Source organism: Paenibacillus hodogayensis, assembly GCF_039536325.1.
GTDB classification, from domain to species: Bacteria; Bacillota; Bacilli; order Paenibacillales; family NBRC-103111; genus Paenibacillus_AB; species Paenibacillus_AB hodogayensis.
Genome location: NZ_BAAAYO010000014.1, coordinates 390,929 through 406,718, shown reverse-complemented (window position 1 = coordinate 406,718; position 15,790 = coordinate 390,929). Strand labels below are relative to the sequence as shown.

Sequence of the window (15,790 nt, the reverse complement as noted above, 5' to 3'; positions counted from 1 at the left end):
TGCCTGTAAGACAAATAAGAAAGAAGCTATTGACGCCTTTAAAATATGATGACTATAATATATTATGATCATCATATTTTGAATTCAGGAGGTGCAAAAATGTTCCACCTATCATGGAGGCCGCCGAAAACGCAGTTAAAACAATGATGCTCAGCAAGAAATTCTAAAATAAAGAGGATTTTTCAGGGAGAGGGAGAGACATACCATGAAGCAAAAATGGGTATTGTATATGGCAATTGCGCTTGTGCTGATCGCAGGAGGCTGGCTGCTGGTGGCAAAAGGGAAAGATGCTGTAAGCCAGGCCGAGAATCGAAAACAAGGGATACTGGATGCCGAGTCGAAAACGATCGTTTATGACAAAAAACCGGGCACTCTGGATCAGATAAATGCGGGTATAGGCGATTCGGTCAAAAAGGGGGATGTTCTATTCAAAGTGAGGTCCAAGGAAGGAAGCGAAGAAGAAGTATTATCGCCGGATGACGGGCTGGTTAACCGTATAGCTGTAAAACCCGGTGAACAGCTTATGCCCGGAATGCCCGTCGCCGTTGTACAAAAGACCGACTACTTTACGGAACTTTACGTACAGGAAGGACAAATCGAGAAGCTTAAACGGAATCCAAACGTTAAGGTCCGTTTCCCGTATCTGAACCGTCCGATCGAGGTTGATGGCGTTGTCGCTTCGATTGCAGCCGCCCCTCAGTTTGCCAGCTTGCGCATGACGAGAGAGAAAGGGCAGGCGGACGTGAGCATGTTTATGGTGAGAATTTCCGTACCTTCGAATGCTGATCTTCTTCCGGGTATGACGGCGGAGGTGAACTTCGATGAAATCGCTGACTGAGGAATGGAAGTACGTAGCGGGCAGTAAGTTTCTGATCGCCATTTTTGTCGCCCCGTTAATTGCGGCTTTGTTCTTCGGATTGATGTTTTCGAAAAATCAAATTAATAAGTCTCCGGTTATTGTCATTGATGAGGATCATAGTTCTTATTCATGGCAGTTGATCGCGAAAATCAATGCATCCCAATACATGAAGGTAACCAATGTATTCCCCAGCCGCATGAATCCGGATACATTGCTCGCTAACGAACAAGCTGTAGCCGTCGTTATCCTTCCTGCCCAACTGGAGCTGCGTAAAGGACAGGGGAAGTCTTCTTCGATCGGGGTTTTCATGGATAACACGATGCCCTCCGGGCTAACCGGTATTCGAACCGCGATTCAGGAAATCGTTACGACGGAAAATATGACGCTTTCCATGACCGGACTCGCTCAAAAAGGGATGGATGCCGAAACGGCAAGGGGCATTGTATCTCCCTTAACCCTCGTCCAGCGAATGCTGTATAACCCGACGACAAGCTTTATCGGCTCGATGGTGATCGGATTTGTGAACATCGTCGTATTGATGATAACGACCGGCGCTGCAGGGGCCGTAGCGCCGCGACTTCGAAAAGAAGGGAAGCTGTTTGCGAACGGTACATCGCCGGCCCAGCTGTGGATTCGCGTTGTGCCCTATGCCTTGCTCAGTACGGTCTCCTTGCTCCTAAGCTATGGATTATTGAAGCAAGTGGGGGGCTTGCGATTCGAGGCGGAGCCTTATCTGTTTATTATTCCTTTGCTGCTGTACTCCTTTGCCTTGTCTCTGTTGGGGATGCTGCTCGGTTACTCAGCCAAGGATGTGTCCAAAGTCAGCTCACGGATGAGTGTCCTTTTGTACCCGTCGTTTCTTGTTACCGGTATTCAATTGACTCCGCTTGCGCTGCCGGCTTTTTTTCAAGTAACGGCATGGGCGCTGCCGATGAACTGGCTGAACCGATTGATTCGCGGAATGGCGTTCCGGAACGGGGCGCTGACGGCCTACAGCTTGGAGCTCGGGGCATTGCTCATGATTATGGGCGCCGCATCTTTATTAATCGGACTCATGGTGCTACGGGAAACGAGAACATCCAATCCTTTGGTCGAGCAGCATGCAGATTCGGGAGCTTTGTCGGTTTCCCGATAACAATAATGAATCCCATATCGTAAGACAATACCAATCACCTTCAGGTAAAGCAACCCTATCGCAGGATAGGGAGGCAATCTTGGAGGTGTTTTTGCGTAAGTTTTCCCGATCGGGCGTTGATCCTCGTTTTCGGTTATGATGGAAATAAGTATCCATAATCTCACATAACGGAACCAAGAACGGAGAGGGGCTGCTTATGAGTCAAGGCATACCATACGTTCGTGATCTGCTGCACCGGATGACGATCAAGACGGACGAGCAAGGGAGGGAAGTTCGAAATTCGCAAGATCAGATGTCTTGGAAGGCGCTGCGTGAAGCGGAACGGCTGGACGATCCGGCCCTGATCGATGCGTCCGCGCAAGTGTTGGAGGAAGCGGGGGACGATGAAACAAGGGCGAACGTCTGCTTCCTATGGAGCCATCTGGCGAAAAATACGGGGGATGCCCGGGCCGTCCGCCTGATGCTGGACGAGTTCGCGAAAACAACGAAGATGCAAACGAAGTCGAGGATGATGTGGTCGTTCGCGCGGGTGCCAGAAGTGCCGGACGCCGAACCGTTCCTCGCGTTGTCCGAGTCACACGACGGTTCGCTCCGCAGAGAAGCGCTTCGGGTGCTGGCCCGCTGCCGCCCGGAGGAAGTAAAGGATCGTTTGATTGAAATCATCCGTCGTTCGAACGACGAGTACGACGTCATCTATACGCTGTGGGCATTGAAGGAGCTCCGTCTGGGAGAGGCGCTGCCCGGCGTGCTTGCGCTCGTCGAATCGCCCAGCGGCGAAATTCGCAGTCTCGCGATCCGCTTTGCCGCCGAGTTCGGGGAAGGGGCTCACGTGCCTTTATTTGTAGCGGCGCTCGAAAACGACAGATCGCCCGATGTGAAATGGAGCGCGATGGAAGCTCTCGACCAATGGGGAGGCGCTTCGGAAACGGAAACCGTCTTGCGCCGGGTCAAAACGATTGTATCGCGGCAGCGTAAAGGGGGCGGGCAGCTTCCAATGAGCGAACTGATGCACGGCATATCGTTTCTTTGGAAAGTAGTGTCGAATAGAGAAGACGTCACCAAATTGCTGCACGCACTGCGTACCTCGAAAGCGGATAAGCTGTTCGAACACGAGGCGAAATGGTTGGCCGACTTGGTCTCTCAGTCGCCTAAAAGGTGAGGAGTTGTTACCTATGAAGAAAAGTCTTCCATTAATAGGGCTTGCTATCGTATTTATCATTTCCAACTTTTATTTGGACGACTTTTTCATTAGGGGAGGACTTAATCCTAAAGATGCTTATTTGATTCCGGCTTTATCTATAGGTTGCTATATTCTTGGACTAGTATTTTCACCAAATAGCAAGGAGTTGCTAAAGAAACAAAAGGATAATAATAAAAGCTGAAATCGGGTTTCATTATATAAAATAAAATGAAGCGTCCCTAGCGGGACGTTTTTTTATGCATGATTATATGTATCGATCTAAAGCTTGGAATGGACTTGTCTGGTATTGTGTAGGGAGTAGGACCAGTTCCCCAGTTCGCAGTTTGCATATAAAATTATTTTTGAATAGATGTCACATAGCGGGGCTCCCGATTGTATACGTAATAGGGTTGAAAAGAGAGGGAGGTATTTGTGGAGATCAGCGCCCTTGTTCAAAAGGTTCGGCAAGGAGACGTCGATTGCTTCGAACCGATTATCCGGAAGTACGAGCAGCCGATATACCGATTTTGTCTGTTTTTGCTTGGAGACCGGCAGGAGGCGGAAGATGCGGCTCAGGATATATTTTTCAAAGCGTACGAGCATTTGGACAAGTTCGATCCGGCCCAGTCGTTTTCGGCCTGGCTGCATAAGATCGCGGAAAATCATTGTCGCAATCTGCTGAAGCGAAGACGGAGATGGTTTCATCTGCTTCCGTTGTTTCGCCCGACCGAACAAGCTGGAAGCGCGGAGCAGGTATATGCGGAGAAAATGGGGACGGAGCTGGCCTACTGGTTTCATGGCTTGTCCGTGCCGGAGAAAAAACTGCTATTTCTAAGAGTGGTCGAGGATTACTCATTTGAAGAGATCGCGCAAATGATGGAGGAAAGCGCTCCGACGGTTCGCAAACGGTTCGAGCGGCTGAAGGCGAAGCTAAGAAGAAAAAAGTCGCAAAGGGAGGAGGTTACAGGTCATGAACAACGATTCGAATTACGATAAGCTCGTTCGCGCCATCAAGAAAGCTCAAGTGGAGGAGATCGACGTCGCCCCCAACGTGATGCAAAGGATTCGCGGATACGAGCAAGCCCGGAAGAAGCCGATTCGTTCCTCGTTTCGCCTTCGGGCGTCCGTTGTGATCATGGCGCTGTTCCTCCTCACCGCCGTTTCGGTGAGCGGTGCGGCAACGCTATTGTTTGAATGGAACGGCATGGAAATCAAAACATTCAAGTATGAGCCTAAGCCGGGCAAAACGTGGCATGATCATATGACCTTTCTGCAGCTTATCGATCATGAGCTGCAAAAAAGCCCTGAGGTATGGAAAGAGATCACGCTGGAAGAAGCGCAAAAGGAATCGCCCGTACCTCTTATGCGACCGGTTCATACGGATAAGAAGCCTGTCCGGACTTTTGGAGTGGTGATGATTCCCGGCAAGCAGTGGGAGAAGGATGACGTCCATGTCAATGGTTTTTACGATGTATTCGGGCAAGGAAAAGAGCAAATTGTCGTCAGACAAAATGCCTCCAAACGCGAGCCGGTAGAAGGAAGAATCGAGTATTTTTATCCCGAACAATGGGAGGTCGTCAAAGTGAACGAGCAGATCATGAGCGTGTATTGGGAATATAACAACACGGCAACTCTTGATTTGCAGATCAAGTTCGACGAGAGCACGATGATTCACTTAAGCTTGGACGGCAAAGTCTCCAAGAAAGAGCTGGTGAAGCTGGCCGAAGCTTATATCGGTCAAAAGCTGAAGCTGTAGGTAGAGCCAAATGGTAATAAATCCCCGACAGATTGGAGTCTATGATCGGACATGCAGCGTTTCATATTGTTGATGGTCACGATAATGTTCGCCCTTGGCGCGGTTGGATGCGAAGCGACCGGAAGCCCGGAAACGAAAAAAAAGACAACGCTTAAAGTATTGTATTACAACGAAGAGGCCTACTACGAGAATTTCGGTACTCTGTTCGCCGCCCAGCATCCGAGCATGGAGGTGGAGGTCGTGCCTACGACAGGAGTTTCCCCGAAGGACATGGATGCGTACATCAAGCAAAAGAAGCCGGACGTGCTTATTTTGGAGCAAAGCCATGTTTTTGAACGATATGCCCAGGACGGGCTGCTGTACGATCTCGAGCCGCTCATCAAGAGGGACAAGTTTAATGTGGAAGGCATTGTACCGGCCGTTTTGTCTACGGTCAAAGCGATGGGCGGAGGTAAATTGTACGGGCTTGCACCGCATTTCAGCAGTCAGGCGCTCTACTACAACAAAACGTTGTTTGACAAAGCGGGTATTCCTTATCCGAAAGATCGAATGAGCTGGGAGGAGACGATGCAGCTTGCCCAGCGTTTTTCCACCGGCAAAGGCGATTCGAAAGATCGGACGGCCGGAATCATGCTTGGATTATACGATGTTCATCCGTACTACACGGGTCTGGAGATAGGGAGAAATATGGGCCTCGCTTCGGTCGATCAGGATACGATGAAAATGATCATGGATACGAGCGAATGGAAAAAAGTGTACCAGCTCGCCTTCGGCGCGATGAAATCGGGGGCGTTGTTCTCGGGAGAGGTTTCGTACCCATCGGGTATGGATGCTGGCGCTGTGCTGAAGCAGCATCCTTTCATCGGCGGGAAAACGGCGATGGCGCTTGGCCATAGCGATTTTCTCAAAGAATTGAAGAGAGCCCAGGACGTTCTGAAGGAGCAGATGCCGGTATGGGATATCGTTACGGTGCCTGTCGACCCGAAAAAGCCGGATGTCGGAAACAATATCTGGATCAGCAGCATTACTGCAATTTCGGCAAATGCCGAGAATGTGGAGGACGCCTGGAAATTCGTAAGCTACTTCAACGGCGACTCCTATGTGAGTGCGATATCCAAAGCGTGGAGGCACGGAGTGATGCCGTCCAGAACCGCGTACTTGAAAGACATGGAAGGACACAGCTTGGAAGCTTTCTATGCATTGAGACCGGACCCTGACGCGCCGAAGGGGGGCGGGAAAATACCGCAAAGCTTTTATATGCCTTACGAGGCGTTAGCCAAGAAGGAGCTGCAGGACGCCTATGACGGACGCAAGTCGATTGATGAGGCGCTTAAGAACATTCAACGGCAAGGGCAAGTGATCCTGGATCAGTCCATTGCGGCCGAGAAGGACAAGACCAATTGACCATAGCATGTTATAAACATGCCGGGAGGATGAAGAGACTACTATGAAAAAAGGGAATAAAATGATTGTTACCGCAACCGTACTGGCAGCCGTTCTGTCCGTAACCTCGGTTGGGTTAGTTCAGCGCGCGTCCGCGGCAAGTCCGGAGGCAGCAAACGTACAGCAAGCAGTGACGTTGACCGATGCGGCCAAGCAGTCGCTTGACAAGCTGCTTACGCTGTTCCCGCACCTTGCGTCCAAACAGCAGCGCGTCGAGCAATACACAGCGGGGGCAAGCTTCGCTATTACGTTTGACGACGACTTCTCGCGTCTATCGATACGCATGTTTGATTTCGCATTCATCGACGAGAAAGGCCGGCTTCGTTCGTTTGTAAACAATACGGCCGTAGGCGACAGCGTGCCCGACGCCTTGATGAAGGAGAAGGCGGACGCGTTTATGAAGAAGTGGCTGGGAAGCGAAGATGCCGGCGAATATGAGATGGAGGATAAAATCGGAACCAATGTACTCGGCCAAAAAGCGGTCCAATTCTCGCGCGTCGTTAACGGCTTGAAGGTCGAGGGAGACGGTTACTTGGTGACCGTAACGGCGGACGGAGCGATTGCAAGAATCCAGGAGGCCGGGCATGCCCGCGGAAAATATGCGGACAAAGAGCAATTCCCGGACCCTTCGGGAGCGTTGCCGAAGGCTCAAGTGGAGAAAGCGCTGGCGGACTATATGAAATTAGGCTTCGCGTCAGACGGGAAGCTGAATTATGCGCCGATGTTCTCCGGCATCATCGACGCTGCGACAGGCAAGGAACTGGTTGAATCGTATACGTCTCCGCCGATTCCCGTCACGGCCGGAGGCAAGAGCTTGTCGGCGAATACGCCGGAAGACGTGTCGAAGCGGGTTGCCGAACATTTCGGGATAGAGCTGACACTCGAAGCAGGGTCGGAGAGTGGCGGAGATATGTTTTATTCGGTCGTAGCAAGCGACGGCAGCAACGTTATTGTCCAAACGAAAGACGGTCAGTTGGTTTCTTATTCCCTTTTCAAGGGTTATTACGACTCATCCGCTTTGCAAGCCGCATATTCCGAGGAAAAAGCGCAAGAGAAAGCCGCGCAGTTCGTACAAACGTTTCTTAATTCAAGCGTGAACGAAGTTCAAGTTATACGAACGCAGGCTCCTCCGCTTGGCAGCACGGAATATTCGTTCCAATTTCACCCCGTGCATCATGGAATCCCCGTACTGGATCAGTATTACAAGGTGGGGATCGATAAGCAAAGCGGAGCTGTCGTAAGTTACTTTGCTTATAACCATACGGAATCGCCGCTTTCGTTGAAGGAGCCGCAAGGATTTGTGGGGGCCAAGCCGGCCGCTGCCGAATATGTCAAGCACAATCCGTACGAGCTCAAGTACGTATATCCGACCGTGGACGGCCAGGTTTCCGATAAGCCGGTGCTCGTGTACCGGATCAACACCGATTCTTATGTCGACGCGCATACGGGTAAGCTGCGGTAATCTATATAAGATTGCCTATTCCAGCGGAAGGTCTAAACCATTCGTGACTTGCTGACGTACCCCTACAACGTCTCTCCTTGGCGGACTTCCAAAAAAACGGCTGTAGTCTCGACTAAATTGAGAAGGACTCACATAACCCACTTGATAGCATGCCGTTGTCGCATCCATGGATTCGGAGAGCATTAACCGTCTTGCTTCATGCAGGCGAAGCGCTTTTTGGTATTGTAAGGGACTCATTGAAGTAATGGATTTGAAATGCACTCGAAAAGTGGATTCGCTCATGTGTACCATATCAGCCAAGTCTGCAACTTTCATGGGATAGGGGTAATGATTACGAAGCCAGGTAATCGCTCTCGTCACTCGATGAGCTTCCGAGCCTGCAAAACCAAGCTCGGCGATCCGGGATCCAATCGGGCTGCGGAGGATGCGTATTAAAACCTCATCCATCGCAAGGGGGCCCAGCAATTCGGCATCGCTGGTATTGGCCAAGCATTTCACCAGTCGTGTTGCAGCGCTAATCATTTCTGTGTCGGCGTCTAGAACATAACCTGCGCTCCATTTCTTTACGGCTGGCACGCCCTTCGGATATACCCTGAGGGCCAATTCAGCAATTTTTTGCGGGTCAAGAACCAATTTCACGCTTAGATAAGGCTCGAACTTGCTTGCTTGAGTCACCTTCAAAGCAATAGGAAGGGCAACAGGAAGCATAAGTATTTGCGCTTGATGGAATTGATATACTTCTTGCCCTACTGTCAGTGTCTTGGCACCTTGTGCAATGATTAACATGGAGGGCGAGTCGAATGATTTTACATCGTTTTCATTTACTTGCGAATAGCGACTGACGGACAGTCCGGGAATACATTGCCTATACGTTCCATCATAGGGAACTTGGGCGTGGATAAGGCTTGCCAAGCGAGCTGTTTCTATAGCGAGTGATTCCTTGTCGCTGCTTTTCGAAGTTGGACCCCGTGTAGGATTGTTCATGAGTCTGTCCCCTGATTCTCTTGTCGTTATCATCATTTTACCATAGCCTCTTATTCTACACTTTTCAACGATTCAATCATATTTATTTTGGTTACTTTTCTGCGAAGCAGCAGGTTGGAGAGGGCGGTGAGCAAGAAGGCGAGAATAACGGATATCCCTATCACAAACAGATTCAATTGATCCGGGATTTGTTGATGGGTGCTCGACAGGGCTTTGATAATAACGGCGTACATATAGCGACTGATCGGCAGCGCTACAAGGATCGCAAAGGTGGTGAGCAGGATGTTTTCAAAAAAGATAAGCCGGTTTATTTTATTTTTTTGATAGCCCAATACTTTAAGCGTGGCAAGCTCGCGATTCCTTTCATAAATGTTTATGGAAGATATCGTATAGATGGCGCTAAAAGAAAGGATGACGGCACAGACGATAAACATAATAAACACGAAATTGTTTTGCTTCAACATATATTGAGCTGATTTCTTTAGATCGTCTTTATCCGCAATGGTGTCTACATGCTGATCTTGTTCAAAGAAGCCGCGAACGTTCATAAGATCGGTAGAGCTGTTAGCTTCGACCAAAAGCGAGGTTGGACTGTAATCCAGGCCCAAGCTCTTTACATAGGCGGGTGTCGCATAAAACGACGGATTCGAATACTGGGAAGATATATGTAGCACTTTCATCGCTACCGTTTTATTTGCAAGCTCTGGCGCAATGAACTTGATTTGGATTACATCCCCTTCTACAATGTGATGTTTGTCGGCGTAAGATTTCGGCACCAGAACACCGTTGTTTTCCATGAATATCTTTTGGTCATTTTCGTCAAAGAAATGGATAAGATTGTTTTCTTTTTCTGTAACAACTAAAGTGGCATTTTCTTTCTCGTCATCTTTGATGAATTCAACAGGAAAAGTGGATAAAAAATAACTGTTTTTAATACCGGAGGGTAATGGTAACGTATCGGCAGCTGTTCCAATTTTATAATCTACTCTTAAATCATAGGTATACACATCTTCAACTTGGTTAACGACTTTAAGCAAGGCCGCTTGTGTGCCAAATGCAGTTATCAGCAAAACCGTGCTTACGGCGACGCCAATCGAGCTCGCCAACGCTTTTTGCTTATTTAAAAAGATATTTCTCAAAATGAGCTTGTAGCTGTAGGAAATATGACTCCATAAACCCGGAACTTTTTCAATAAGCAGCTTTTTCATCTTCCTTGGAGGCTTGGGACGCATAGCCTGTGCAGCGCGTTCTTTTAAAATGGCTCTGCCGCTCAAGTAGCAAGATAGGAGTCCGAAAGCGCTAGAGAACAAGATGGGAGGAATAATCGAATAAAGAGAAAAGGTGAATGTGATGCCGGGCAGCGAGTAGGCCCTTGCATTCGATTCGGTTACTAATGGAATAAATACTATGGCGGCAATGGCACAACCAAGAAGGGAGCCTACTAGACTTGCCAACAAAGGGTATCCCATGTAATGAAGCATGATGCTTCTGTTTTTTACCCCCAAAGCTTTCATAATCCCTACTTGATTTCTTTGAGAATCTATATTCCTCGACATCGCAAGAAATAGGATAATCGCTTCAATGAAAAAGAGAACTAAAGGGATAACCTTGCTCATCAAATTATTATTATGTATCGTTTGATTGATTTGAGAATAATTGAAAGTCCGTTCTTTACTTACTTGGTTTACATAAGCAAGTCGGTTTTCCTTGGATTGTACTTCGATTGATTTCCCTAATTGGTCAATATCGTAACCTTCTTTAGCATCAATCATGACTTCGTTATAGGAAAAACCGTTAACGATTTCAGGGATGGCCTCTTCTGCAATATAAGCGATTCCGTAGGTTTTATGGTCTTGCGTTTCGTTCTTTTTGGCATGTTCCACATTTTCACCCAAGCCGCTAATCGTAAACTTCAAATTTCTTTCGTTCGTACTTATCCGGATCTGATCGCCGACATCATACTGATGTTCTTTTGCATAATGGGAGTCTATTAAGATTTCATCTTTTTTGGACGGGAGACTCCCCTTAATCAGGGTAGGCGTATTGATCTCATTTTGTGCCGGGATCGAATGGATTTTTAAGGAAGCTTTATAATCTGCAAAGGCTTGCGTAGCTTCAAAGGAGTAACGTCCTTCTATTTTCTGGATACCTTCCAATTGGCTTAAACCGGCCACATCATGTTTGGAGATTTGACTGTAATACACATTTAAGTCGCTTAACTGATGTTGTTTAAAGTAAACCTTGGTATAAGCACTAAGATTATGGCTATACGTGACCAGTCCTGCATAGAAAAAAGCTCCTACTGCGATAATCAAAACAAAGGCTATAAATTGCCCGATCGATTGTTTCATATCCCTAACTAATTTTATGAATAATTTCATTATTACCACTCGATCCCTTCAACGCTTTGTTTTTCCTCATTGATCGTAACGCTTTCGATCGTCCCGCTTTTTACCTTAATGATTTTATCCGCCATAGGAGCAATAGCGGAATTATGCGTGACCAAGACGACGCATTTTTTCGTTTCCTTGTTCAAATCTTGAAGAAGCTTTAAGACGGACTTGCCTGTCACATAATCCAAAGCTCCGGTGGGTTCATCGCAAAGTAAAAGCAAAGGATTTTTGGCAACCGCTCTAGCGATAGCCACTCTTTGTTGTTCTCCTCCGGAGAGCTGGGAGGGGAAGTTTTGGATACGGTTCTCTAAGCCGACTTTTGTTAAAATGTCTTTGGCGTCCAAATGGTTTTTACATACTTCCGTGGCAAATTCGACGTTCTCCAGAGCGTTTAAATTCGGAATCAAGTTATAAAATTGAAAGACGAAGCCCACGTTTTCGCCGCGATATTGCGTTAATTTTTTTTCGTTGAATTTTGTTATTTCTTGATCGCCAACCAGCACCTGACCCGAGGTAGCCGTATCCATACCGCCAAGTATATTCAAAATGGTACTTTTACCGGCCCCGCTTGCGCCCAAAATAACGACGAATTCTCCCTCCGATATGGAAAAATCCACACGATCAAGAGCCTTGATCGGTACTTCTCCCAGGTTGTATTCTTTCGAAACGTTTTTGAATTCGATCAACTTTTTCACGCGGACATCTCCCCAAATCGTCTTATGTATGTTAGTATGTTACTTATGTAGCACACTATAATTCATCCGCAAATCGTTGTCAATAACCGGTCCGACGGTCGGCATATCCCATAAATTATGGTACGCTAGGTAAGTAACATACTAAATAAGCTGAATGGTGAGGGAATGAACATCACTTTCGACGATAAGCAACCGATTTTTCAACAGGTCGCCCATATCATTGAGGACGATATTCTGAACGGCACTTTCCGAGTGGACGAGCAGGTTCTTTCTGTGGCTCAGTTCTCTCAGCTGTTTCAAATTAATCCGGCGACCGTGGTGAAGGGGATCAGTCTGCTCGTAAATGAAGGGATCCTGTACAAAAAAAGAGGGCTTGGCATGTATGTGGCGACTCATGCGAAACAGAACATTCAGAAGAAGCGCAGAGATCGTTTCTACAAGGAACTGTTGTCCAATTTGCTGGATGAAGCCGACAAGCTCGAGCTGACCACCGAAGAGATCATGGACATGATCAAACAGTTGAGAAAGGGTTGAAGGAACCGTGAGCATAGCGTTGACTTGCAGCCATGTTAACAAACAATACGGTCGAACTTACGCGTTGCGGAATCTGGATATGCAGTTGGAGGAAAACGTCATTTACGGCCTTCTCGGGCGAAACGGCGCCGGTAAAACGACGCTGCTCAACATGATCGCGGGCGGCATTTTTCCGGACGGCGGCACAATCGAGGTAAGAGGGAAAAAGCTGGGCAGAGGCGAACTTCCGAAAGATTTCTGTTTCGTGCGCGAAGAAAACAAGCACTTCGGGGGAGCGCGGGTTATCGACAATTTGCAGTTTGCCGCGAAATTTCATCCACATTGGGATTGGACGTTTGCTCACGAGCTGCTCCAAACGTTTCGGATCGATCCGCGCCAAAAAATTAGACAGCTTTCGAGAGGGATGCAATCGCTCGTAGGCAATATCATCGGTCTGGCCAGCCGGGCGCCGCTGACGTTATACGACGAGCCGGTACTCGGACTTGATGTCTTGATGCGGGAAAAGTTTTACAAAGCGCTTCTGGAGGATTACGCCAATTACCCTCGCACGATTTTACTGTCTACGCATTTGATTGACGAAATCGCCCCGGTCGCAGAAAGAGTGTATATCCTTGAAGCCGGATCGCTCCTACTTCACGATGAGATGGAACGGATCCGGATGGAAGCTTATCTGATTCGGGGAAATTCGGAAGCGGTGGCTTCGTTTACAGCCGGAAAGCGGGTACTGAATACGGAAGCCTATGGCCACGGCACCATTGCCGCCCTTTATGCAAAGCTGGACGACGGGGATAGGCAGCAGGCGCGCGAGATGAACATTTCGATTGAGAATCTGACGCTTCAAAAGTTTTTCTCGTATTTGATTGAGGGAGGTCAGTAAAGTGGGGGCAGCGGCCGTTCATGTAAAGGCAACCTATTTGCAAATGAAGATTTACATCTGGTGCGTCATTATTGCTCTCCTGCTTGGCAGACTGGCGGAGTTCATTGTTGGTTTCTTTACCGACAACACGCGGAATACCAGCCTGTCGAGCGGCAACGTGCTCCTTCTTATTTTGCTCTTCCTCGCTATCGTGCTGCCGCTTCGTTATTACAAACGCATCGTACATTTGGGCGCAAGCCGAGAGCAATATTTTATGGGGCTTCAATTCGTCTTTGCCTTCTGGGCAGCGGCTATCGCATTGTTCATTTCTTTATGGCATGTGCTTGAAGTGAATGTGATCCGCAATTATACGGATACCGTCGATCTTGTCGAAGCATTTCATTGGTACGACTTCGGGGTGGCAGGCTCTTTTCTTTACCAAATCGTCTTTTATTTGATGGTGATGGCGCTGCTCAGCATGCTGATCTCCGGTTACTACCACCCTATCGGCTGGCTGCTTGGAGCGGTGCTTATCGCGGCGATCCCGATCGGAACGGCGATCCCTTCGCTGCGCGTTCATGTCGCTTTGTTTTTCAAAACCTTGTTATTCAACGGCTCGCTGCTGGCGGGCGTCGGATTGAACCTGCTGCTTTATTTCGTTTTCGTGGCCGGCGGCTGGCTTTTTACAAAAGGAAGGACGCATTAAAATGTCTGAGCAGCAAGGCCATCCCTTTATGTATGTAACGGACTTCCACATCATTCGTTCAAAGACCCCTTCAATCATGAAGGGGTCTTCTTTCATATTTTTCCCGATGGTCGTCCAAGCTAAGGGAAGTGAGTCGAAATTGAAATGTCGAGTCATAAATGACTCGAATTGTACGTGCTTTAACCGCCGCGGGCCCTGTACTGGCGCTAAAGTTATATTGGCACGATAATTGCTACATACTTGAGTGAGGCGAGGAAAAAAGAAAGGAATACGGGAGAGAGGAGGGCTGGGTCCATTCCCCGCCGCTGCGTGAGGTCGAGTCTGTGGTCTTGTTGTTTACGAAAGCGCAATCATTGAATCTCGCTATGAAATGTGGGGGGTTATGGGTATGGAGATAGAACGTCGCAGTATCGATTTTATTCCGGAAGAAGAACGCCATGGGAGTCCGAAAAGCTTGTTTACGGTCTGGTTCAATGCCAATATGACCGTGGTGACGCTGGTCACGGGCGCATTGGGCGTGACGATGGGACTCAATCTGTTCTGGTGCTTTACCGCCATTATATTGGGCAACTTGATCGGCGGGATCTTTATGGCCTCCCATTCCGCTCAAGGCCCGCAGCTGGGAATCCCGCAAATGATCCAGAGCCGGGCGCAATTTGGCGTCATCGGAGCGATTTTCCCCATCATTCTGGTGATTTTGATGTACGTCGGGTTTATGGCGGCTAACGGCTTGCTGGAAGTGGATACGATCAAGGCCGTCCTTCCGGTAAGCAGCAACTCGGCTATTATTATAGCCAGTATTCTGACGCTGATCGTGACGTTCATCGGCTATGATTTTATTCATTCGATGGCCAAATACTTGTCGATCTTCTCCGCCCTTATTTTTACGGCGGTTACGATATTGATCATTAGTCAAGGCTTCCCGGCAGGGGCATGGTCGCCGACGGGCGGTGTCAATTTCGGGACGTTCATGCTTTTCTTGAGTATTGCCGCGGCTTGGCAGATTACGTACGCTCCGTATGTAGCGGACTACGCGAGATACTTGCCGAGCAATACCCCGGCCAAACAGACGTTCGGGTATACGTATGTCGGCAGCGTCCTGGGCACCGTCTGGATGATGCTGCTGGGTGCGCTGCTTGGGGCGGCCATTCCCGACTTTATGGATAACGCCAGTGTGAATATTGCTTCGTTGTTCGGCCCGTACACGCTGATCGTCTATATTGTGATTTTCACGGGCTTGGCGGCCGGCAATGTCTTGAATTTGTACGGAGCGTTTATGTCGACGACGACGTTTATGATTTCGATCAAGGAGTTCAAGGTGACCAAAAGGATCAAATTTCTGATTTTGTTCCTGGCGATGTCCGCCGGAGCGACGATTCAAATTTTTGGACAAGGCAATTTCATGGCATACTACTCCAATTTGGTGCTGCTGCTGCAATATTTCCTCTTGCCGTGGACCGCGATTAATCTCGTCGATTATTATGTCATGCGCAGAGGCAAATACAGCATTCCCGATATATTCGACAAGAATGGGATTTACGGCCGGTACAACTGGACGAGCTTGTTCACGTATGCGGCAACGATTTTGATGGAGCTGCCTTTTATGACGATGTCGTTCTACGAAGGGTTTGTATCCAAGGCCATGGGGGGCGCGGACATTACGTGGGTGATTGCGCTGACGGTGCCTGGCTTGCTGTACTACCTGCTATTGAAAAATAAAGTGAAAATTCAAAATGACCAAACCTCCGACGCCGTTGTGAAGAGCTGAGGATCTATTGGACGAACAA

The 15,790-nt window shown here is 48.3% G+C and carries 15 protein-coding genes; 12 read left to right on the top strand and 3 right to left on the bottom strand.

The features are described 5' to 3' along the window. The first annotated feature begins 205 nt into the window (after positions 1 to 205). The 8 genes from ABD796_RS29825 to ABD796_RS29790 all read left to right on the top strand — a co-directional run bounded on the left by ABD796_RS29825 (position 206) and on the right by ABD796_RS29790 (position 7,835). Entirely contained in the window at positions 206 to 838 is a 633-nt protein-coding gene (locus tag ABD796_RS29825) for an HlyD family efflux transporter periplasmic adaptor subunit (protein ID WP_344915312.1), read from the top strand. Then, positions 822 to 1,994 carry an ABC transporter permease gene (locus tag ABD796_RS29820; RefSeq protein WP_344915310.1) on the top strand — a complete coding sequence of 391 codons (1,173 nt, stop codon included), beginning with the start codon at positions 822 to 824 and terminating at the stop codon, positions 1,992 to 1,994. The genes ABD796_RS29825 and ABD796_RS29820 overlap by 17 nt, the downstream gene beginning before the upstream one ends. A 196-nt stretch (positions 1,995 to 2,190) precedes the next feature. Further along, complete coding sequence (locus ABD796_RS29815; protein ID WP_344915308.1) at positions 2,191 to 3,153, top strand: HEAT repeat domain-containing protein; 963 nt, start codon at positions 2,191 to 2,193, stop codon at positions 3,151 to 3,153. Positions 3,154 to 3,166: 13 nt separating this feature from the next. Continuing rightward, a complete protein-coding gene (locus ABD796_RS29810; RefSeq protein ID WP_344915306.1) occupies positions 3,167 to 3,376 on the top strand; it encodes a hypothetical protein in 210 nt (69 codons plus the stop codon). Positions 3,377 to 3,606: 230 nt separating this feature from the next. Next, positions 3,607 to 4,170, top strand: coding sequence for an RNA polymerase sigma factor (locus tag ABD796_RS29805; protein WP_344915304.1), 564 nt, complete (start codon positions 3,607 to 3,609; stop codon positions 4,168 to 4,170). Next, positions 4,145 to 4,930 carry a hypothetical protein gene (locus ABD796_RS29800; RefSeq protein ID WP_344915302.1) on the top strand — a complete coding sequence of 262 codons (786 nt, stop codon included), beginning with the start codon at positions 4,145 to 4,147 and terminating at the stop codon, positions 4,928 to 4,930. The genes ABD796_RS29805 and ABD796_RS29800 overlap by 26 nt, the downstream gene beginning before the upstream one ends. A 51-nt stretch (positions 4,931 to 4,981) precedes the next feature. After that, complete coding sequence (locus ABD796_RS29795) at positions 4,982 to 6,334, top strand: ABC transporter substrate-binding protein (RefSeq protein ID WP_344915300.1); 1,353 nt, start codon at positions 4,982 to 4,984, stop codon at positions 6,332 to 6,334. Between the two features lie 43 nt (positions 6,335 to 6,377). After that, the gene (locus tag ABD796_RS29790) at positions 6,378 to 7,835 is read left to right on the top strand and encodes a YcdB/YcdC domain-containing protein (RefSeq protein WP_344915298.1); all 1,458 of its coding nucleotides are present in this window, start codon (positions 6,378 to 6,380) and stop codon (positions 7,833 to 7,835) included. Between the two features lie 15 nt (positions 7,836 to 7,850). On the opposite strand, the gene ABD796_RS29785 is transcribed toward ABD796_RS29790, so the two are convergent. From ABD796_RS29785 to ABD796_RS29775, 3 genes are read right to left on the bottom strand one after another with little or no spacing between them, the layout of a single operon-like run. Next, the gene (locus ABD796_RS29785) at positions 7,851 to 8,819 is read right to left on the bottom strand and encodes an AraC family transcriptional regulator (protein WP_344915296.1); all 969 of its coding nucleotides are present in this window, start codon (positions 8,817 to 8,819) and stop codon (positions 7,851 to 7,853) included. Between the two features lie 50 nt (positions 8,820 to 8,869). Beyond that, complete coding sequence (locus ABD796_RS29780) at positions 8,870 to 11,200, bottom strand: ABC transporter permease (RefSeq protein ID WP_344915294.1); 2,331 nt, start codon at positions 11,198 to 11,200, stop codon at positions 8,870 to 8,872. A gap of 2 nt (positions 11,201 to 11,202) precedes the next feature. Next, positions 11,203 to 11,907, bottom strand: coding sequence for an ABC transporter ATP-binding protein (locus ABD796_RS29775; protein WP_344915292.1), 705 nt, complete (start codon positions 11,905 to 11,907; stop codon positions 11,203 to 11,205). 165 nt (positions 11,908 to 12,072) lie between these two features. On the opposite strand from ABD796_RS29775, the gene ABD796_RS29770 reads away from it, so the two are divergent. The 4 genes from ABD796_RS29770 to ABD796_RS29755 all read left to right on the top strand — a co-directional run bounded on the left by ABD796_RS29770 (position 12,073) and on the right by ABD796_RS29755 (position 15,771). Next, positions 12,073 to 12,441, top strand: a complete 369-nt coding sequence (locus ABD796_RS29770) for a GntR family transcriptional regulator (protein WP_344915290.1) — start codon at positions 12,073 to 12,075, stop codon at positions 12,439 to 12,441. A gap of 7 nt (positions 12,442 to 12,448) precedes the next feature. Further along, complete coding sequence (locus ABD796_RS29765; protein WP_344915288.1) at positions 12,449 to 13,318, top strand: ATP-binding cassette domain-containing protein; 870 nt, start codon at positions 12,449 to 12,451, stop codon at positions 13,316 to 13,318. A 1-nt stretch (position 13,319) separates the two neighbouring features. After that, positions 13,320 to 14,003 carry a hypothetical protein gene (locus ABD796_RS29760; RefSeq protein ID WP_344915285.1) on the top strand — a complete coding sequence of 228 codons (684 nt, stop codon included), beginning with the start codon at positions 13,320 to 13,322 and terminating at the stop codon, positions 14,001 to 14,003. A 388-nt stretch (positions 14,004 to 14,391) separates the two neighbouring features. Beyond that, entirely contained in the window at positions 14,392 to 15,771 is a 1,380-nt protein-coding gene (locus tag ABD796_RS29755) for a purine-cytosine permease family protein (RefSeq protein ID WP_344915283.1), read from the top strand. Positions 15,772 to 15,790 lie beyond the last annotated feature (19 nt).

What these genes read in the sequence shown, in the direction of transcription:
- ABD796_RS29825 (WP_344915312.1), top strand. Translation starts at nt 206, where the DNA reads ATGAAGCAAAAATGGGTATTGTATATGGCAATTGCGCTTGTGCTGATC.
- ABD796_RS29820 (WP_344915310.1), top strand. Translation starts at nt 822, where the DNA reads ATGAAATCGCTGACTGAGGAATGGAAGTACGTAGCGGGCAGTAAGTTT.
- ABD796_RS29815 (WP_344915308.1), top strand. Translation starts at nt 2,191, where the DNA reads ATGAGTCAAGGCATACCATACGTTCGTGATCTGCTGCACCGGATGACG.
- ABD796_RS29810 (WP_344915306.1), top strand. Translation starts at nt 3,167, where the DNA reads ATGAAGAAAAGTCTTCCATTAATAGGGCTTGCTATCGTATTTATCATT.
- ABD796_RS29800 (WP_344915302.1), top strand. Translation starts at nt 4,145, where the DNA reads ATGAACAACGATTCGAATTACGATAAGCTCGTTCGCGCCATCAAGAAA.
- ABD796_RS29795 (WP_344915300.1), top strand. Translation starts at nt 4,982, where the DNA reads ATGCAGCGTTTCATATTGTTGATGGTCACGATAATGTTCGCCCTTGGC.
- ABD796_RS29790 (WP_344915298.1), top strand. Translation starts at nt 6,378, where the DNA reads ATGAAAAAAGGGAATAAAATGATTGTTACCGCAACCGTACTGGCAGCC.
- ABD796_RS29785 (WP_344915296.1), bottom strand. Translation starts at nt 8,819, where the DNA reads ATGAACAATCCTACACGGGGTCCAACTTCGAAAAGCAGCGACAAGGAA.
- ABD796_RS29780 (WP_344915294.1), bottom strand. Translation starts at nt 11,200, where the DNA reads ATGAAATTATTCATAAAATTAGTTAGGGATATGAAACAATCGATCGGG.
- ABD796_RS29770 (WP_344915290.1), top strand. Translation starts at nt 12,073, where the DNA reads ATGAACATCACTTTCGACGATAAGCAACCGATTTTTCAACAGGTCGCC.
- ABD796_RS29755 (WP_344915283.1), top strand. Translation starts at nt 14,392, where the DNA reads ATGGAGATAGAACGTCGCAGTATCGATTTTATTCCGGAAGAAGAACGC.